Origin of the sequence: Methanopyrus kandleri AV19 (assembly GCF_000007185.1) — an archaeon.
Classification (GTDB): domain Archaea; phylum JAADCQ01; class Methanopyri; order Methanopyrales; family Methanopyraceae; genus Methanopyrus; species Methanopyrus kandleri.
Genome location: NC_003551.1, coordinates 288047 through 306332 on the forward strand (window position 1 = coordinate 288047; position 18286 = coordinate 306332).

At 61.3% G+C, this 18286-nt stretch carries 19 protein-coding genes, 1 tRNA gene and 1 pseudogene; 11 read left to right on the plus strand and 10 right to left on the minus strand.

Annotated features, from left to right (window positions below):
* Positions 1 to 42: 42 nt before the first annotated feature.
* The 3 genes from MK_RS01565 to MK_RS01570 all read right to left on the minus strand — a co-directional run bounded on the left by MK_RS01565 (position 43) and on the right by MK_RS01570 (position 2168).
* On the minus strand, positions 43 to 1080 hold the full coding sequence (locus tag MK_RS01565; RefSeq protein ID WP_011018671.1) for a hypothetical protein: 1038 nt from the start codon (positions 1078 to 1080) through the stop codon (positions 43 to 45).
* A gap of 15 nt (positions 1081 to 1095) precedes the next feature.
* Entirely contained in the window at positions 1096 to 1251 is a 156-nt protein-coding gene (locus MK_RS09045; protein ID WP_158295872.1) for a hypothetical protein, read from the minus strand.
* A gap of 74 nt (positions 1252 to 1325) precedes the next feature.
* Entirely contained in the window at positions 1326 to 2168 is an 843-nt protein-coding gene (locus MK_RS01570; protein WP_148679444.1) for a hypothetical protein, read from the minus strand.
* Between the two features lie 1202 nt (positions 2169 to 3370).
* Between MK_RS01570 and MK_RS01580 the strand changes: the two genes are divergently transcribed.
* The 7 genes from MK_RS01580 (at position 3371) to MK_RS01610 (ending at position 9494) form a co-directional block, all read left to right on the plus strand.
* Positions 3371 to 4066 carry a hypothetical protein gene (locus tag MK_RS01580; protein WP_148679445.1) on the plus strand — a complete coding sequence of 232 codons (696 nt, stop codon included), beginning with the start codon at positions 3371 to 3373 and terminating at the stop codon, positions 4064 to 4066.
* Positions 4063 to 4431 carry a hypothetical protein gene (locus tag MK_RS01585; RefSeq protein ID WP_148679446.1) on the plus strand — a complete coding sequence of 123 codons (369 nt, stop codon included), beginning with the start codon at positions 4063 to 4065 and terminating at the stop codon, positions 4429 to 4431. Before MK_RS01580 ends, MK_RS01585 begins: the two co-directional genes overlap by 4 nt.
* Before the next feature lie 232 nt (positions 4432 to 4663).
* Positions 4664 to 5599, plus strand: coding sequence for a transglutaminase-like domain-containing protein (locus MK_RS01590; RefSeq protein WP_148679447.1), 936 nt, complete (start codon positions 4664 to 4666; stop codon positions 5597 to 5599).
* On the plus strand, positions 5547 to 6164 hold the full coding sequence (locus MK_RS01595; RefSeq protein WP_148679448.1) for a hypothetical protein: 618 nt from the start codon (positions 5547 to 5549) through the stop codon (positions 6162 to 6164). Before MK_RS01590 ends, MK_RS01595 begins: the two co-directional genes overlap by 53 nt.
* Positions 6165 to 6242: 78 nt before the next feature.
* Entirely contained in the window at positions 6243 to 7265 is a 1023-nt protein-coding gene (locus MK_RS01600) for a hypothetical protein (RefSeq protein WP_148679449.1), read from the plus strand.
* Between the two features lie 357 nt (positions 7266 to 7622).
* Positions 7623 to 8147: a hypothetical protein gene (locus tag MK_RS01605; protein WP_011018678.1), complete on the plus strand. Its 525-nt coding sequence runs from the start codon at positions 7623 to 7625 to the stop codon at positions 8145 to 8147.
* Between the two features lie 273 nt (positions 8148 to 8420).
* Entirely contained in the window at positions 8421 to 9494 is a 1074-nt protein-coding gene (locus MK_RS01610) for a 4Fe-4S binding protein (RefSeq protein WP_011018679.1), read from the plus strand.
* Between the two features lie 113 nt (positions 9495 to 9607).
* Here the strand turns inward: MK_RS01610 and MK_RS01615 are convergent, their stop codons facing one another.
* The 4 genes from MK_RS01615 to MK_RS01630 form a co-directional block, all read right to left on the minus strand.
* The gene (locus MK_RS01615; protein ID WP_011018680.1) at positions 9608 to 10324 is read right to left on the minus strand and encodes a hypothetical protein; all 717 of its coding nucleotides are present in this window, start codon (positions 10322 to 10324) and stop codon (positions 9608 to 9610) included.
* Positions 10321 to 11259 carry a ParA family protein gene (locus tag MK_RS01620; protein WP_148679450.1) on the minus strand — a complete coding sequence of 313 codons (939 nt, stop codon included), beginning with the start codon at positions 11257 to 11259 and terminating at the stop codon, positions 10321 to 10323. Before MK_RS01620 ends, MK_RS01615 begins: the two co-directional genes overlap by 4 nt.
* A gap of 224 nt (positions 11260 to 11483) precedes the next feature.
* Positions 11484 to 11557, minus strand: a tRNA-Val gene (locus MK_RS01625).
* A 19-nt stretch (positions 11558 to 11576) separates the two neighbouring features.
* Positions 11577 to 12593 (minus strand): LAGLIDADG family homing endonuclease, encoded by a 1017-nt coding sequence (locus MK_RS01630; protein WP_148679451.1) that lies wholly within the window; start codon positions 12591 to 12593, stop codon positions 11577 to 11579.
* Between MK_RS01630 and MK_RS01635 the strand changes: the two genes are divergently transcribed.
* Positions 12592 to 12894, plus strand: coding sequence for a hypothetical protein (locus MK_RS01635; RefSeq protein WP_148679452.1), 303 nt, complete (start codon positions 12592 to 12594; stop codon positions 12892 to 12894). The two genes, MK_RS01630 and MK_RS01635, sit on opposite strands and share 2 nt — an antisense overlap.
* Before the next feature lie 410 nt (positions 12895 to 13304).
* Here MK_RS01635 and MK_RS01640 read toward each other — a convergent pair whose 3' ends face one another.
* From MK_RS01640 to MK_RS01650, 3 genes are all read right to left on the minus strand, one after another.
* On the minus strand, positions 13305 to 13499 hold the full coding sequence (locus MK_RS01640; protein ID WP_158295874.1) for a hypothetical protein: 195 nt from the start codon (positions 13497 to 13499) through the stop codon (positions 13305 to 13307).
* Positions 13463 to 13789: a hypothetical protein gene (locus tag MK_RS09050; protein WP_158295875.1), complete on the minus strand. Its 327-nt coding sequence runs from the start codon at positions 13787 to 13789 to the stop codon at positions 13463 to 13465. Before MK_RS09050 ends, MK_RS01640 begins: the two co-directional genes overlap by 37 nt.
* Before the next feature lie 604 nt (positions 13790 to 14393).
* On the minus strand, positions 14394 to 14573 hold the full coding sequence (locus MK_RS01650; protein ID WP_148679455.1) for a hypothetical protein: 180 nt from the start codon (positions 14571 to 14573) through the stop codon (positions 14394 to 14396).
* 2 nt (positions 14574 to 14575) lie between these two features.
* Here MK_RS01650 and MK_RS01655 point away from each other — a divergent pair, with 2 nt between their 5' ends.
* The 3 genes and pseudogenes from MK_RS01655 to MK_RS01665 all read left to right on the plus strand — a co-directional run bounded on the left by MK_RS01655 (position 14576) and on the right by MK_RS01665 (position 17129).
* The gene (locus tag MK_RS01655) at positions 14576 to 15067 is read left to right on the plus strand and encodes a hypothetical protein (protein WP_158295876.1); all 492 of its coding nucleotides are present in this window, start codon (positions 14576 to 14578) and stop codon (positions 15065 to 15067) included.
* Positions 15068 to 15163: 96 nt separating this feature from the next.
* On the plus strand, positions 15164 to 15685 hold the full coding sequence (locus MK_RS01660) for a hypothetical protein (protein ID WP_011018685.1): 522 nt from the start codon (positions 15164 to 15166) through the stop codon (positions 15683 to 15685).
* Positions 15686 to 16151: 466 nt separating this feature from the next.
* Positions 16152 to 17129, plus strand: a pseudogene (locus MK_RS01665) (formate/nitrite transporter family protein).
* Positions 17130 to 18286: the final 1157 nt, after the last annotated feature.

The following is an 18286-nucleotide window of genomic DNA, read 5'->3' on the forward strand; positions in this document are numbered from 1 at the left end:
CAGCTCCCTGCTACCATACAAGGTGGCGGGAGGTCGGGGGTGCTAGGCGTCGTTTCGACGGCCCGCCAGCGGCACAGGTAGTAGTGGCAGTACCCAGAACGGGATCTTCGACGTCCCGCTCTCCCCATTCCTCTCCGGGAACAGGAACTCGACGTTCGGGTGCTCGCCCATCACTTTCTGGAGCTCCTTCTCGCTAGCACCCTGGCTGTACATCCCGATCACCTTCTCGACGAACCGTACCAGCGGATCGTCGTGTGATAGTTGGAAGCCTACCCAGAGGGGTTCCGCGCCGGAACGCGTGCGCAGTAAGTCCCCGGAGAACCCCTCGATCCCCTCACCTGGCGGCGTACCCCACCTCGCCCTTAGCTCGCGCAGCTTCGAGACCAGCTCCGAGTCCGTACTCTCCCGACGGTCGACGAGGATCCTACCCTTCCTGAGGTCGAACGTCGCGTCGATGACGAGCGCCAGGTCCTCGACCCCCTCCGGGAACCCCAGGATCCTCATGACCACCCGATCCGAGTACACCTCGTACTCGACGTCCACCGGATCGAACGATCCCAAACCCTCCTCGTCGACCACCCGACCCCCGGCGCTCAAAGTGAGAACGTACTCGCACCGCGCCGGAGCCCCTAGCGCGGGGACGTTGGTGACGTACCCGAAGCTACACACGTGGTCCCCGACCACGACGTCCAAGCCCAAGTTCGCCGAGGAACCCTCCGTCAACGGGCACTGGTTCACGCTCGCGATCACCGCCGGACCCTCCAAACGCTCCTCCACAGCGACGGGCCTCCCGCACGTCAGCGGGAGTACCACCCGAACGCGTCCCGGTTCGACCGACTCCTGCACCCTCGAGAACGCGAACAGGTTCTCCTTGGGTAGGTAGATCACGTACCCCGCCGACTCCGAGTACTGCACGACGTCCACGATCACGTGTGGGTCGTCTTTCCACTTGGGTAGGACCCGTTTCTGGAAGTACTCGTGTAGGAATTCCAGGTCCTTCGAGAGGCTACCCTGGATTAACGGTTCTCCTGAGGCCGGGGTTAGTGCTAGAACTAGTCCTAGGACGAGGTAGGGGAGCAATGCCTCCGACCCCCCTCAGGTTGGTAGTGGGATTAGACCGGCCAGTTGTACCGCGAGCGTGACGACCTGGGCTAATATGCTCAGGAAGGTCCCCAGGGTCCCGAGGAGGGTCGGCTGTAGTACCGAGAGACCCGCGAGCGCGAGCCCCACGACCGCCCCGAGGATACGCATACGATTGGTCTCCTTGGACCGAGATTGTACCTGGGGAGGACAATGATATTGGAGGGAGACGAGTGTTCACGATTCTAATACTCCCTCCTGATCCCTAGGAGTGACAGTACCGCCGCGAGCGCCGGTAACAGCGGGTTCACGGGCATCTTCTCGTTCGCCCACGCTCGCGTCAAATCTTCGATCTTCGTCGCGTGATCGTCCACGAGGTGACCGAACGTCCCATGGGTAAGCTCTTCATCTACGGTTTTCTTCTTCCCGTACGGGCAAGTTTGCATATAATCATGTTCAGCATTTTTCAGGGGCGTGTGTTTCACGTGCGCCTGGAAGGTGATGTGGTAATCGCCCTTCTTATCGTGAACGATTACATCACCGTCTATCGAGTAGAGGAAATCGACTACCCACTGGTTCGATAGTTGTTCCGCGTGCTCCACCTTAGCACTGGGCCGGAAGGTTATCCCCACGGTTTTCCCGTCGATCGTCCGCACGACCCTGAGCGGTTCCTCCGGCCCCCACGTGCCGTTGGCGCTCCTCAGCTCGATAGTTCGGCCGTTGAACTCGATGATGACACCCTGCCCGGGGATTACGCGTATGAAGACCCTCTCGTCCAACAACAGCTGGTTCTTGTAGCGTACGGTCATCTTCACGATGAACCTGTCCACGGTACGGCTGAGGTGGTTCTCACTGACCTTCGTCTCTCCGAGGGCATCACACCTACCGTCCCAACAACAACTCGCGATCACGTACCCCTGATCGTCGTACACCTCGACGCCTACGAGCAGGTCCTTGCACGCCTCGTAATCGCCGTCGACGTTCACTTTAGACGTCACGTCGGTCACGTGGTCCGCGGCCGCTCCCGTCGGGACCACACTCACCAGCGCGATCAACGGGCCCAGCACAAGGGGAAACCCGCACCTCATCTTCCCTCCCCCGTCAAGCGGGCCCATCGGCCGCACGCGCGGGCTGTCGTACCGGTCTTTTCGATAAGACATCATGGGTTATATCACGTTTTAGATCGTTCCCAACCCGGGTTCCACACTTACGGCTTCCCGTCGGGCACCTGAGCGGGCGTCGCCGTCCCGATCGGATGATCCCCGAGTCCCGCTACCGAAGCTCTCGCCGCCCCGTCGGACCGCGTCATTGTGATCACCTTCCTACCGGGCGAGGGACGCGTCCTCGTCCCCAGTACCGTAAACCGGGATCCCCGACTCCTGCGCCGTCTGACCGGGTTCGAGTGCGAAGCCCGCCCGTCCGGGTGAGCGTGCTAGGGATGTCCCTCGGGGCGCGACCACTGTACGTGCGTTACGACCGTGTGAGAGGATTCCTCACCGTCGCCCCGACGTCGGGATGGCGAATTTGAGAAACCGTAATAGTATATAGGAAACGAATACGTCTGACATTTTAATTCGCGGCACGTTCGCGAAGGTCACACTCGGGACGCGGGGACGGCACTCGACCGGTTCCTCATCTCGGGGGCGACTCATCGGGCCGAAACCCTCCCCGAAGGAGCAACGCGTGGAATCCGTTTACACGTTCACGCTCTCCCTGTTCGGATGCCTCGACGTGACCTCGGTGGTGGGTCCCAGGCTCATGAAGGACTACGGGAAGAACCTGGCGGGGGAGTCTTTCCTCAACCGCTGTTGGAATCCGGGGTGTTCTTCAACTGCTCGAAGAGGAGTGCAAGTGGGTGGATCCGGACGAAGGGCTCGTGGAGTTGTATCGTCAGACCCACCCCAAGGGCGATCCCGCGGACGCCGAGCACGCAGCCGTCTGCCTACGAACCAAAACGGTATTGATCACCCTAGACATTTCTCGGAGGTGGCGAGGGAGCTGAGGGGAGAAAGTTTAGCACTGAAACGGCGGACGCCGTTCGACTTCGAGTTCGATGTGCTCGAATGTAGAGGTTAAGGTTTAGGAGTAACGCTAGGCATGCTCTGAGGTTCGAGCTCTACCCATCAGAGCACCTCCGGGCAACCACGCAGGTACCATCTCAACACCGAATTCCATTTCCGGTGCAGACCTTATGATGTGTTAATGCGTTTACGAATGCAGGAACCCTCCTACCGACTGGTGAGAACCCATCCCCATTCTCGACGTGACATCTTCCGAGGGGTCCGAAGCCATGGTCCCGGCACCGCTCGCCCTCGTCCTCTCCACCCTCCTGACGGTTCAACCCGCGAACTCCCTACAATGGAAGGATTGCCCCTGGATCCAACTTGGACGCCTCTCCTGTGCTACGCAAGGACTAGCTGTGGATTACCCGTACGACCTGGCCGGAGACCACCTGCTGTTGGTCTCACCCCTTTGGCCGGAGGGTGATCACTACCGCGTGATCTTGGCGGCGTACGGGGTCGAGGAACTCCCGCTGCCCCTCGGGACGAGGGTTCACCGAGTGTTCGTGCCCTCCGAAGTCCGGCGGGTGCCCTGGAAGCTGTGGGAACAGATACCCGAGAGTCCGAGGCCGGCGACCTTCGGACCGTGGTCCGAGGTCCGGTATTCCCTGAGGGAATGGGGGTGTCCCCAGGGGTACGTGTTCGATCCGGACGAGTGGGATTGGAGCGAACTCCAATCCTCGCTCGAGCTGGCCGTCCTGCTCGAGCCCGAGCGGACCGTGGACGGTGTCTTCGCCGTCGAGGCGAGCCTGCCCGTGAGGGAGGACCGGATCGGGAAAGAGCGTTGGATCAGGCTCGCCCTGACCCCGGGCCGTTGGCTGGTACTGCTCGGTTGGACCGAGGATTTCGACGTGCGCACGCCGTGCAGGACGCTCTTCCGGGGGGCGCGCCCTACGACGAGGCCGAGTACGGGCTGGACGGCGTGAAACTCCGCTTCTGGGTCGCCGAGTACCTGTTGGACCTGGGAGGGCGGGCGAGGATACCACCGAGCGAGTACTACTCGAGCGTGGCGGGGTTGTTCGACTTCTTGAATGAGTTACCCGGTGGGTGGGAGTTCCGGCCCGGGTTACAGCACGAGCACCGGTTGTACTACGGGTACGGGGTACTGCTCGAGGTGCGGGCGGACCGATCGTTGATCGTCGAGTTCAAGGCGCCCGAAGCGGGAAAACGCTTCAGATCGGCCGATACCGTGGACCAGTGGTTCCTTTCAAGCCGATACATCGCCCGCCACAGCCACCTCCTGGAACCCCTGCGCAAAATCCTCAGAGGTTCGAGACCTGACGGAACGTAGGTTTCCTCCCGCTATTTCCCGCCGTCCCAACCCCGTCGCGCGGCGCGTCGACGACCGGTCATGTCCGCCTTCGCTTCAAAGTGTTAACAGTCCGTCCACGCCTCGAGATTTCCAAGAACTTTATTTTTCCACCAGAAAAGTGGGTTGGGTAGCATCGGGATGAAGGTGAAAAGGGTGAGGATCGTCCCGGCCCTCACCCTCGGTGTTCTGGTCTTCGTGCCGACCGGTGTCGATGCTCAATGCGGAGCCGAAGTGGTTTCAGTGGGTCGAGGGTTGTGATTGGGCTAAGTACCTCGCAACGCGGGATACACCGATCGTGGACTGGACAGGTGAGTTGATCGGCGAGAACTGGCGCGCGAACTGGGTCAGGGCCGCCAAGTACATACTATATTGCGCACCGTACAAAGGCGATTCCGTGGAGAAGGTAAGGCAAGCCTGGTACGGGAGCATCACGCTCGAAGGCCACGTACCCGACAAAGGCGCGCCCGCCAAGTTCGGAGAGGTAGACTGGAGCGACAAGAGACCGGACATGCGTTACATTGGTCTCGCGTTTGACTACTTCGACCCTGTGTTCGACTTCCTCCACGTGCCGGAGGATCTGAGGAGAACCATGAGAAGGCTAGCCGAGCTGATGGTAGGGCTCGGAAAAGTTTCGGAGCGAGAGTACGCCGAGTCGATACTCAAAGATGAGTATATGCCTCCCAGGAGCGGGGAGCCCTCCAGGAGCAGGGAGTACGAGATACGTAACGGGCAGTACTGGTTACCTGGGGAGTGGTGTTGGATAACCCTGAACGGCACCTCGCTTTATGGTAAGGTAGCGAAATCCCCGGCCCAACCGTTTCCGAACGCCGGTGAGGCTGAGAGGAAACTCATGAACAACAACCCGATGTTCCAGGCAGCCGTCCGACTAGCGTACTGGGTGGCCACGCACATACCGTTCATCGGGTGGTTCAACTGGTTCCCCCTCGCCGGGTACTGTGGCCACCTCAGCCCGATGTACTACGAGGGGCCGGCGGCGCCACTACTCTTCCCGGATGAGGGTTGGGTGTGCACGGACCACGCAGTGCTCACGGTAGCCCTTTACCGGGCCGCGGGGATCCCGGGGTACGTCGGCGGTGAACTCGAACCGTTTGGAGATCACTCATGGACGGCCGTACGACGAAGGTAGCGGTTGGCACGAGATCTTCATCGACCCAACCGGGCCCATGATGCACAAACCTTGGAAGATCCGGGACAGCGTGGTACTAGTACCGAAACACAAACCGATGAACGACGATGAGTACGCTTGTGCGTCATCCCAGCGCCCGTACGACATGCTCAGTGAGGCCGTCCGCGACGCGATCTCACGGTTCGTTAGTCCGGAGACTATGGAAAGGTTGAAAATCGCTTGGGACGGGCTTAAGGGATTGAGTATAGGGTTGATGATGGAGAGGTTCATCTACACGAACTTCCTCACGGCGCAGGGTGTATCTAAGCTCATTGACAAGCTGTTCTTCGGCGGGAATCTTGAGTTCGAGATCGGGAACTGGTTTGACAGAGTCCGCAGGTTCCCAGGATGGGACGCGAGTGAAGACGGCGTAGAACGACGGTGGCGTGCTTTCAAGAGCGAGTGGGCGAGGTGGAGAGTCAAGGAGAGGGAGCCCAAGAAGAGCCCGACGATCTGGGTGATCATCCTAGCGGGCTCACTCGCCCCGCTGGCTTGGTTCCGGGGCGCACGGGGGGTGATCCGGTGATCCTCCTCGTCCTCACCGCTCTCCTAACCCTCCCATACGACGTGACGGCCCCTTTTACCCGTGGAAGCACCGTGGGTGATGGATCCAGAGCTTTACCAAAGCCATACCGTACAGTTCGAAGGTAGTGGTATCCCGCCCGCGAGACCGTCGGACCCCAACGCGTTCCAGGCCGATCGTTTCCTACTCGTGGCACCGCTCTGGAACGAGGAAGGGCGTCACCGCGTGATCATCGGTGCGTACCGTACCGAGACGGTACCTCTACCCGAGGACGCTAAGGTGTGCCGAGTACTGGTGCCGGATCGCGTGGAGGTCGTAGAAACGGATAACCCGTTCTCGGACGAGCGAGGGGATCCCGCCTGGGGAATTCTCAGTGCTCCAAGACACTTCAAGAAGCCCGTTCCGACGGGACCCTGGCACGAGGTGAAGTACACTTTGGAGGAGCATGATGGCATTCTGCTCATCAGGCCCGAGCGGACCGCGGACGACATCTTCGCCGCCGAGGCGGACTTACCCACGCGCGACGGGTGGGTCAGGATCGCCCTAACACCGGGGAACTGGTTGGTGTTACTGGGATGGTCCAAGGAGTTCAACCTACTGACGGTCGACGGCAAGACCGTTTTCCGGGGACGAGTGCCCTACAACGAGGTCAAGTACGATCTGGATGGTGTAAGCATGGTCTTTTGGTACTGCGGATACGCAATCGACTTGAAGGGTTACAAATGGTTCAAAGACGTTTTCAACTCTGGGACATCTCGGGAATGCTGGCTTATGTTACATTACATAGATAATTTGGTGTCATCAAAAAGTAATAAAGCCAGCACGGACATTCTTAACTTTCATCCTTTGTTGCAATATAAGATAGGAATTCTATATGGACCAGGGATAATTTTGAGAATTAATACTAGAAATCCGATAATTATCGAGTTTAAAGCGCCGAAACCTAGGGATTACATTAAGTATGGATATAAAGAATTTTACTCAGATAAGTATTGGAGTAATTCCCTAAGTCCATTAGAAGTTATTGTAAGTCAGATATTGTACGGTGTAATATGTCCAGTAATAACTCCGCCGATCCTATTAATACACAGAAGGCGTCGCTAGAGACGGGGGTGCGAAGTGATGTTACGACTAGCGTTAACTACGGATATAGTAGCCCTTACGGTAGTTTTAGGTACCCACGCTTCCCCCGTTGATGACTGCATTAAGCTACATAACAATACACTCTCTAGGGTCGATGAAATTCATAATAAGCTGAATAATTTGTTAAATAAACTGGAAGAGTGTGAGAAAAAGAACGTTGACCTATCGAGTGAAAAGCATGATATACGTTTGTCCTTGAAGTACCTTGAGGAAGCTAAAGAAGTACTCTCTAGGGATAGAAGTAACTTAGAATAGTCGAAATCTAAGTATAATTCTATTAAGGATGGTGATCGAAAGGAGCGTCTTCTGGCGGAGATCATGGACGGTAGCAGCGGTCTCAGCATGTGTTTTCACCTCGTCCATGAGATCGGTAGGAAGTTGGATGATGTGGAGGATATCGTTGACGACGCGATCAGGTTGTGTGATGAGTTCTTGCAGGATAAGTTGGACGTTGACGAGTTTAAGAAGAGATTGGATGATATGCTGACGCGCGGTGGGGGTATCGTGGGGAACTCGGGGGACGTGAAGGACGCGGCCTACTCGATCGAGCAGGCGGTCGAGGCCACCGTCGCTCGGGTGAGCGATCTACTGGAGAAGTGGTCCAGGGAGGACGAGTCGAAGGCTCGGTACGAGCGGTTGAAGGATAAGCTCGAGGGGCTACGCGGGTGGGTGTTCGGCGGTCTGGCACTCTCGCTGCTCGCAGGCGTCCTAGTACAACTGGCACCGCAGGAGGCCAAGACGACACTGTTGCAGGCGTTGAGCGCGATCACCCAGGTACTCGCGGTAGTACTACAGCTGGTCCAGGTGCTCCACGGGCTGCTACCGGTACCGATCTCGGCCTGAAACCGCCCACGCTCCCCTCACTTTCCCGTTAACCGCCGTGAGGGCTCGGACGTCCCCTATGGGATGCCCGATCCACACCGACCGAGCGTCACGCGGACACCCGACGGAGGTCACGTCGGAAGCGGAATCTCCGTACGAGATCCGGCCGAGCGGTTGCGTCTTCCGCATACGAGCACTGATAAGCCTTCCCATCGCCCCCGTCCCGACAACCCGATTTATAATAGCCGGCGTCGGAACAACGAGACGAACGCGATTTACTTGGGGGAAACACACATGGCGGAGGTCAGGCTCGAGCCCGTGAAGGAGGTGTCCCCGCCGCTGCTGCGCGTGGTCAGGAAGGGCGTCGAGGAGAGGGAACTCGTGATTAACACGTCCAAATGCGCCGCCTGCGGGATCTGCGAGGCGGCCTGCCCCGTGGGCGCCATCTCCGTGGCACCGCCGTCCGCCGTCGTGCGCAAGGGAGAGGACCCGATCGACGTCGACGAGAGCAAGTGCGTCCTCTGCGGAATCTGCGCCTTCGTGTGCCCGTACGACGTCATCCAGCTGCTCGTCAACGGGAAGCCCATGACCGAGGCCGGGCTGCCCAATCTTCCGAAGTCGGTGGAGGTGGACGAGGAGGAGTGCGTGTACTGCTCCCTGTGCGCCGACACCTGCCCGCAGGAGGCCATCACGGTCGAGCGCGAGGTCCCGACGCCCGGTGATCTCGTGATGGGAGAGATCGAGATCGACGAGGAGAAGTGTATCTACTGTAAGGCCTGCGAGGAGGCGTGCCCGGCCGACGCCATCACGGTCGAGCGACCGAAGCCCAGCGCCGCGGATCCCGAGCCCGAGTTCACCATCGAGGTCGACGAGGACAAGTGCGTGTACTGCGGTGTGTGCATGAGGACGTGCCCGGTGGACGCGATCAAGGTCGGCTGTATGGTCTGCTACGGTACCACCCGCGGCGAGATCCCGGCGAAGGGCGAGGTCGACGGGTCCGTCGACGTCGACCCGAGCTCCTGCGTGTACTGCGGGTGGTGCGGCTTCGTCTGCCCGGTAGACGCCATCGAGGTGATCAAGCCGTACGAGGGCACCCTTGAGGTCGACGACGAGGAGTGCGTCGGCTGCGGACTGTGCGTCGAGGTGTGCCCGTGCGGCGCGCTGGAGTTCGAGAAGGGCGGCAAGGCCGGCAAGACCAAGATCGTGGCGCACCCGGAGACCTGCGCCTACTGCGGAGCGTGCGCCCGGGCGTGTCCGGTGAACGCCATCACCGTCGTCCGTGAGGGCGTCACGGCGATGCCGGAGCTGCCCACCAAGGCCTGGAAGAAGGCCCTGGACCGCGTCCTAGGTCCCGTGGAGAAGGAGTAGCTTCCCTCCCGTCCGACCTGATTCCTTCCGCGGTGAGTAGGGATAGAAACGGAGTCGAAGAACTCGAGAACGGCTTACCGTGAAACGGAAACGGTACGGGCCGAACCGCGGGCCTACTTCCCGGGCTCGACCCCGACGCGTTCCCTCACGGTCGACTCCACCAGCTCGCTTTCACGCACGACACTGTAGAGGGCCCGCCATCCACCGCCCTCGTTCCACCACGTCTCGAACTCGCCCCCGAGCTTCTCCGACAGCCACGCGCAGAGACAGAGTCCGAGCAGCCGGGCTCCACGTCCGTCGTACGCCCGCTGAAGCGCCTCGGACAACTGTTCCGCGCGATCGTCGTAACGGTCGACCAGGTACTCACCTACGTCGTCCAGTACGGCCAGGGAGACCAGCGTCCGGACGGCGGGATGGTGGGTCAGATCGAGGACGGACGACGACAGCTCCTCGGTGTTCGCACCCCACACCACCAGCGTCAGCTCGGGCGTCAGGACCGGGAAGCCGATCGTGCACCGACCCCTCGTCAGACTCCGTAGCGTCCTGAGAGCGGGCGACGACGGTTCCGCGTCCCCGAGCACTTGATCCAGCGCGTCCTCCGGACATTCCACACCCTTGACCCTTCTCACGGACACCCGGGCTACTGACGCCAAACGCGCCACGGCTCGACCGATCGGCCACACCTCGTCGGGCCTCCTGATCCTGACCCGTCCCTTGGAGCGACGCTCCCTGATTATGTCCCAGGCACGGACTACCGCGCCGTCCACGACCTCGTCGGGGACGCCGAAGACGCGTTTGACGTACTTACCATCGAACGACGCCTCGGTCAAATCCGGACCCCCGATCCGTACCTCCGTCTGTTCCAATCCGCCCGGATGTGCCGGGCCACCTCGCGGAAGTACCCCGAGTGCCTCTTGTCGGGACGCGCCCGGACCGGGATCCCGAGGGCCGATGCGAACCGGATGACGGGGCGCTCGGGGATCTTGACGACCTCGTCCTTGTTGAGGGGGATCTTGTTGAGGATCCTGTTTAGAACTCCGTCGAAGAACTTGGCCTCCCGGGTCAGGCCGTCCGGTGGGACCCTGTTCACCACCGCGAGCCTCGTCACGTAAAGCTTGCAGAATAAGGACAGTTGCCTCACGTTCTCGGGGTCCACGACGGGGATCACCAAATCGACCTGCGTGAGGATACCCGCGAAAGTGTCGGAAGCCGCGTTCATCGGGGGAGTGTCGACGACGCCCAACGGTGGCGAGCTCAAGTACTCGCGGAGCTTCGAGTCCAGGGACCCACGGTCCTCTAGGTACTGAAACAGCAGCTCGTTCGCCGCCGCCAGCAAACGCCTGAGCGGTTTAACCCGTCTAATCCGGATGTTTTTAGGCACCGCCAGGAGTGCCGGGGCGAAGGACGCGTCGCTGTCGACCAGCCCGTAGCTACCGAACGACCCGTTAACGCCATCGACCGGGACGGGCTCGTCCGGATCGTACTCGACCACCTGAACGTCCAGCTCCGGTATGGGACTGTGCAGCGATCGGAGCCGGAACGGCCCGTCCTCGAACATCTTCTTGAGCGTCCTACCGCCTTCGTCGCTCCGGCCCTGGGGATCCAAGTCGAAGAACACCACGGGCCGGCGGGGCACCCCGTCGAAACCCTGGTAGTAACGTGCGAACTCGAGGCCGACGTTGAACGCAACCGTGGACTTGCCGGTACCTCCCTTGTAGGCCGTGAACCCCACTAGGAACGGCGCCGCGGGCTCCCGGGAGGGCAACCCGCATCCCCCGCGAGCTCGAGGCATAGGGCCGGTAACCGGTGTTAGAAGCACTTGACCGCTACCGTTCTCATCCGGCGTTAACGGTAAGTCGACGGATAGGACCGGGCACTCCCGCCCCGGCGGTGTGACTTTCGGCGGAATGTCGGTGTAACTTGAGGTTACGCTTTGGTTGCGTTTGAGTTTCAAATCGTATTGTTATGGGTTACGTAACAATTTCAAAGTGGGCCCGCCGGGATTTGAACCCGGGACCACCGGCTCGTCAGGCCGGCGTTCTGCCGGGCTGAACTGCGGGCCCGTCCCCGCCACAGTTGAGGTCACTTCTCCCGGTATTTGAGTCTTATGCCCCGGACGGAGCCTCCGAGCGCCTTCAGCGCCCTCTCCGTCCTCTCGGCCTTGGCCCGGGAGTAGGCGAACCCCACGTCGCTCAGGAACCGCATCACGTCCTCCCGACCGCAGATGAAGAGGCGTTCCGTCACCCTCACCTTACCGTCCTCCGTCGTGTAACACCGCTCCCGGTTCAGGCCCCATCTACAGCCCGCGACCTCCTCCAACATCTCACCGATCTCGGTCATGAAGAGGTGCAGGGAACCCAGGTACACGGCCGACTTCGCCTGGGTCAGGCCGATCGCGTACCGACCGTCGGACCCCGTCAGCCATCCGTCCGCCCCGAAGAGACCGGCGAGGAACTCGGCCTTGACGCCGGGAGGCGCGCGCAGGATCCACCCGGGTACCCCGTAGACGCGCTCGACCTTCGGGCTTCGGGGCATCCCGAGGAGCTCCAGGTAGCGGGCGAAGGCGCGCGAGTGCACGTGGAGCTCGACCATGTCCTTCGTGTCCCACCGTCTGAGACCCGTCCCGACGCCGAGCGTGGCGAGGTCGTCGGCGAGGTCACGGAGACCCTCGGGTTCGCCGGCGAAAGTCAGCCGCAGTTGTCCGTCGATCTCGTGGAGGCTACCGTCGCCGAGGGCGTACCCGAGCACGCGGGCGAGGAGCGGGATCTTGTGGTCGTCGAGCGCGATCGGGAGGAGACCGCGGCGTCGGAGGTAGGTCCCCTGTCGGTCCGGGAGCCCGGGATCCCGGAGGACGGGTTCAGGCGGGTCGGAGACCGGTTCGGCCCGGAGTCGCTCGATCCGATGGTCCAGTCGGGTCCCGAGACGGTGGGCCTCGCGCCGCTTGCGGGTGTGGTACGGGAACCCGACGTCGGTGAGGAACCCGTGGACGTGGGTGTCCCCGTCGATATGGAGATGGGTGCGGAGGTACTCGCGTCCGGAGGGGCCGGTGGCGACGGCGTGGACCCCGAGGGTCACCAGGAGGTCCAGGACGTCCCGCATGAAGGCCGCGAGCCCGTCCCGGTGGCGGGCGGGTGAGGTCATCGTCAGGGTGACGCGCGGCGTGGTCGGGGGAGCTGTCGGCGATGGAGGCCCGGGCGTCGAAGAGACCGGAGAGGTAGGCGGCCTTGAGGTGGGTCGGGACGCGGTGAACGGCGTCGGGAACCCTCGGTCCGGTCTCGCGTCGGGGGCCGAGGGGGAGGCCGAGCCGGAGGAGCTCGTCGGCGACAGTCTTGGAGTCGATCTTGAGGGCTCGGGGTTCCGTCTGGTGGGCGATGTCCAGGGCGCGGAGGTCCCGTCGTAGTCCCTCGAGGGCTCCGGGGTCCACGGCGATGCGCACGCGGCGGACGGTGGTGTTCCGGTCCCGACGGCGGTACTCGGTGATGGAGCCGCGGGCGGAGACGTAACCCAACACGCGAAACAGTTCGGGGTTGTGTTCCATTCCGATGATGCCCGAGCAGTCGTTCGAGTACCAATGGGTTACCGTGTACGTTCTCGGTTTGCGATAGAAATCATACCGTGCTCGGTGTCAGTGTTAACGTGATGGTGGACGTTTACTTCATTCCGGAACGTTATCACATCCCGATTCGGGCGTGGTGTGAGCCGTCCGTACTCGGGGGGCGTGAGAAGAGCACTAGTGGCCGCGATTGTCCTGACCACGGAGGAAGAGCTCGGAGAAACCGACTAAACACCACCGCGACCGGCCGCGGTCCCTCACGGGCCCGACCAGGACCGCCCGAACGCGTTCCAGGCCCAAGCCTCACCCGGCCGTACCCGACGTAGCACGTCGCCCACCCGTTCCCCGCAGAGCAGCGCCGTCCTCGCGCCCACCACGCGCCAGTCCCGACCCAGCACATCCAGCCGGGGCGTAGCTACTCCAGGACCCCCGAGCGATGCCAGCTCCTCCACGACCCAGCCCGCATCACCGTCCGACAACCGAACCCCGGACTCCCCGACAGTGCCCGCCGAACCCCCTCAGCGACCACCTCAGCCCGGGTCTCGTCCAACAGCAGCACGACCGGGTCGTTTCCCACCTGCTCCACCAACAGGCTCGCCGGGGACAGCTCCATCCCGAGCAACCGATCCGACTCAGGCTCCAGCGCCTGCAGCACCGCATCCAGCACCAGCCAGGCCCCGCCCGGCACCTTTCCGTACGCCTCCACCAGCGTCGGCTCCAAGTGCACGCGGGTCAAAAACACCTGAGGTCACCCTGAGCCCCCCACCCGGCCCGACTAATAAGCACCCACATTCACGTCCGAGCCGCGGGCCGGCAGGCGTTTCCGAATCACATAATCAGATTTCCTAAAAGCGGCCCGCGAGCGCCCGCACCCCCACACCGGCAGCCTGATCCCCCCACCGGCCGCGTCGATCCAGGGCGATCGAATGCTTGTGTTAGCCTGCCTGCTGCTCGGACTGGCCGCCCCACCACGGCGACCCACGCGTTAGACCTGCCCGTTGACCCCACGCTGGGCGCGGGCAAACTACTCCTCCGCTACCACCCCGGGAATGATGGTCACTGGCTCGCCAGCGTGTACTATACCCCACCCCGCGGCCGCCCCGCCGCGTACCACGTGCAGGGCAACGTGGCCGGCACCCCGATACACGAGGACGGGCGCGCGACCCACCCACGCGAATCGCGACCGTGAGCGTGGACGCGCACGCGCCCGAACTCACCCACTTCCTCGAACCACTGAAACTCGAACATCACCTACCTCAACTGGACCCACCTCCACTTCCCCGACCGCGACCTCGACCAGCACGTGACCACCCAGCAGAACGGAAAGCCGATAACCCTACAACCATTCACCATTCCGCGACTCCCATTTCGTGCGCGCCGACCTCACCGGCACGGACTACGGACCGTACCACACGCCCTACACCCGGCTCGCGCCCGGAGCCACGCTCGACTTCACCCTCGACGTGACCGCGGACCGCTCTCCGGGCAGCTTCTGATCGCCCGACGAGTACTCTTCCCCTACCCACCCGTGCCCACCACCCTCCAGGCCGAGATCGAACGCCCCACCAACTACCGCCTGAACGGGAAGCAGGTATCGTTCTGGGTCCCCGCCCCGGATGTGAAGTACGAGGTGCGGAGCATGGTGAAAGCGAACGGTCAGCTCTCGTTCCAGCACGTGCAGGGTGTGAGCGAGCGGCAGGGGATCGTCACGGTCGAGCTGCAAGGCGACCCGGAGTTCGTGGGAGTCCTCCTCAGGCAACCACCGCGCGTGGCGTACGGGGTGCGAGACCGAGTACGACTCTCGCTGCGCGGTCGTGGGCCGGCCGCCCGGGGTGTAAAGGTGTCCTGGCGTGCGGACGGTGAGCGGACGCGGATCGAGTTGAGTGGTAGTGGGCGCGTTCTCCTTGGGCTGATCCTGGACGGTGGAGCGATGGACGTGCGCGTGGATGGTGGTAGCGTGCTCGAGACGGGACCCTGCCGAGCGGGCGGGGTTACGCGATCGTGGACGTGGGTGTCGTGAGCAGGGAGCGCGTGCTGGTCGTGCACTCCACCTCGCGCGTGGTGGACGTGCTCGCGCGCGTGGTGCCCGCACCGAGCGAGGGCGGGGTGCGGTAGGTTGCTCCTCCCCGCCCTACTCACGCTCCTTCTCCTCCCGGGGCCGGTCGCGGGCGCCCCGGTTGATCACGCGGTCGATCTCCCGTCGGAGGGCTCGGTGAGTGGTGGTGACTTGGATCGGGAGTGCGTGGAGGCAGTGCTCGATTCGTGCTCGTCGGTGCGGTGGTGCGTGGTGCGGGCGCCGGGGGTCGAGGAGGGTGCCGTGTTCGAGCGTTGTGGTGAGCGGTGGGTTGAGGTGGGTTCCGGGGATTGTCCGGGACGGTGCGGTGTGCTGCTGCGTGGGCTGGACGCGGCCCGGGTGTCTTGGGCGAGCGGCACGCTGCGCGTGTCGGGGCCGGTGGGGGCGAGCGCGTGGTTGCTGGTCCCGGACCCGCGAGGTTTGAGGGTTGGTGGGACGTTCCTGCAGGGTGGTGCGTATCCCGAGGGTGCGGGTGTGTTTCGAGATCGGAGGGTGAGCGTGCGGCGGGGTCGGTCCCGGTGTCCTGGTCGCTGCCGGCTCGGGTGGCTCGCGAGTCGGTGGTGAGCGTGGTGTGGTATCGGAGGTTCGCCCGGTTCGAATGGTCGGACTGGGTGGCGCACACGTGGGACGGGGCCTCGGGGCGTCGCTCGTCCCAGAGGAGGCGGTCGTCACGGGGAATCCCGGTGCTAGTGGTCCCGCCGCTCGTGCGGGGGCGGCGGGCTTGACCCGGGAAATGTCGTGCAGATCGTAACGATAGAGCGTTTCGGCGCGAAAATCTTTAACGCGGAGGGCTAGGTTCGATCTGATCGCCTGCTTTCCGACCTGCTTACTTGCTTAAAAAGCCACAAAAACTAACCTGAACTACAAGGGTCTTTATAAGGAGCGAAATAGAGCGGATGGGAAAGCATTATTCTTCAAACGCGACCACCTGGTACCTGGGGCATCCGCGTTGGCCGGTGAGAACGAGTCTAAGGAGGCTGAAAAGCGTGAGGAGCTAATCTTGTACGGCGTTCACTCCACCTTTGAGGACGTGGCGAAGGCGGCAATCCCGAAGTTCCGGACGACGCCGGGTCGGCTGCTGTTCGCGGGCTTCATGGCGGGTGCATTTATTGCTTTTGGTTTTACCCTGGCGACCGTTGCGGCCTGCGTGGCGAAGTGTCCGCCCTACGTCATGGGTGGCACGTTCAACAAGCCGCTGTTCAAGCTCCTGCTCGGTGCCGTCTTCCCCATGGGCCTGATTGCGGTCGTCATCGCGGGCGCCGACCTCTGGACCGGTAACGTGCAGGCGCTCAGCTCGGCCAAGGGAATGGGGTACGCGGACTGGCGGAACGTGATCTACAACTGGTTCGGCAGCTACGGCGGGAACTTCATTGGGTCCATCTTCCTGGCGCTCATGGCGATCCCGCTCACCGGGCTCTTCGGCAAGGTCGGTGCCCCCAACCTCTTCGGCCAAACCGCCATCGAGATCGCCAAGGCCAAGGTCGCTAAGGATCCCATCTCCCTGTTCTTCCTGGGTATCGGATGTAACTGGCTGGTGAACCTCGCCGTCTGGCAGGCAGCGCGCGTCAAGGACGGTGCAGGCAAGATCCTCGCGATCTGATTCCCGATCTTCGCCTTCGTCGCCATCGGATACGAGCACGCCATCGCCAACATGTGGGTCATCCCGACGGGCATCATCGCCAGCCACTACAAGATAACCTGGAGCCAGTTCTTCCACAACCTCATGCCCGTGACCCTCGGCAACGCCGTCGGCGGGTTCCTCTTCGTGCCGTTCTACTACTGGTACCTCAGCCACCCCGAGCTGAGCACCAAGCGGGTCTACAAGGAGCTCCTCGACTTCGTCGCCGTGACCATCCTGTTCTTCATACTCGCGACCCTCATCCCCGCCGGCATCGCCTACGGCCTCGACGCCGCCCTCCACAAGGCCTCCATGTACGTCGTCCCGACCGTGCTCTCCGCCTACTACGTCGCCGGCACCTTCGCCCTCCGGCGGCTCGTCAAGAAGTAACGCCCTCACCTCCACCGCCTTTTCTTGCCCGAATCGTTACGAGAATTAAAACAATACCATGTCGGTACGGGATTGCCACCCACCTTGTAACCACGCACACTGGGCCAATAAGCGAGCGTGCCCCTGACCACCTCGCAGAGCCGCAGAGTGGATTCGTATGCTTCTCATCCTCCACGAGGCTTGTAAGTCAAGCCAAGGGATCATAGACTTGTGAGATGGAATCAACATAGATTCGCCATCTAAACCCCTGATCCATTATCCTTCGATCCCTGAGCCTGTTGACTCTCATACCGCGAACTCCCGGACAGCGAATGTCGGAAATCAAACGTCCAGCTTGGTACTCGATCAAGTAAGCTCGAGAGCATGCGAGAGAAGTAACGGGTAGCTGAAATTCAGCATCCGCAACGCCGTTTACGACAACATCGAGTGAGTCCTGCCAATTGGATCGGTCAAGCTCGTTGGCGTTGTCACTGAAGGTCAATCACATGCTGCAATGAACATTCATTCATATGATGGCGGCCATAGCTCTCGCGGATTTTTATTTATGGGGTGTTATTTAGTCCCTCCTTAGCTTCCATGATTTTTTGAGTACTTTGAAAGCTTTGAATATAATTGTCCGTACATAGCGATTACTGGAGTGTAAACAATACACTCCTCTTCTTTATCATCTTCTAACACGTCTTGAATGTTCTCAGTGAGGTCCTCGACATCTTCAGACTAGCCTAATTTACGTATTGCTTCCTTACACTCTCGAACATGTTTCGCGAAATGTCTTGTGACGTTTGGTAGATTTCCCATTTTCGATACCTTGTTTAGTACCTAGTTAACTTCTCTGCAGGAATCCTGCTCTCTTTACTCAGTCTTCTATTCAAAAATGGCATCACTTTCATCGCTTCCTTTTTAGCCTACTCTGCGGCCACCTTAACGTACTCTCTTGCCAGTTCTGCCAGCTTTTTGCCATCATTAGCATTCAAATTCTGGGAATTCAAGAGTAACACCACCTCTATGTGCCTTATTCACACCGTTGGATCGATTCCAACACAGTGACGGGAATCGGTTCGCAGCCGCCCGTCTACACCCTCAAGAGGAAGTTGACATAAACTTTTCGTAAGGAACGGAACACACGCTGGGAAGTTGCCCCGGTAAGTGGTATGGAT

Bases quoted from the DNA above. Each gene is read 5' to 3' on its own strand.
- MK_RS09045 (WP_158295872.1), bottom strand. From the start codon at position 1,251: ATGCGTATCCTCGGGGCGGTCGTGGGGCTCGCGCTCGCGGGTCTCTCG.
- MK_RS01570 (WP_148679444.1), bottom strand. From the start codon at position 2,168: ATGAGGTGCGGGTTTCCCCTTGTGCTGGGCCCGTTGATCGCGCTGGTG.
- MK_RS01580 (WP_148679445.1), top strand. From the start codon at position 3,371: ATGGTCCCGGCACCGCTCGCCCTCGTCCTCTCCACCCTCCTGACGGTT.
- MK_RS01590 (WP_148679447.1), top strand. From the start codon at position 4,664: ATGCTCAATGCGGAGCCGAAGTGGTTTCAGTGGGTCGAGGGTTGTGAT.
- MK_RS01600 (WP_148679449.1), top strand. From the start codon at position 6,243: ATGGATCCAGAGCTTTACCAAAGCCATACCGTACAGTTCGAAGGTAGT.
- MK_RS01605 (WP_011018678.1), top strand. From the start codon at position 7,623: ATGGACGGTAGCAGCGGTCTCAGCATGTGTTTTCACCTCGTCCATGAG.
- MK_RS01610 (WP_011018679.1), top strand. From the start codon at position 8,421: ATGGCGGAGGTCAGGCTCGAGCCCGTGAAGGAGGTGTCCCCGCCGCTG.
- MK_RS01635 (WP_148679452.1), top strand. From the start codon at position 12,592: ATGAAGGCCGCGAGCCCGTCCCGGTGGCGGGCGGGTGAGGTCATCGTC.
- MK_RS01630 (WP_148679451.1), bottom strand. From the start codon at position 12,593: ATGCGGGACGTCCTGGACCTCCTGGTGACCCTCGGGGTCCACGCCGTC.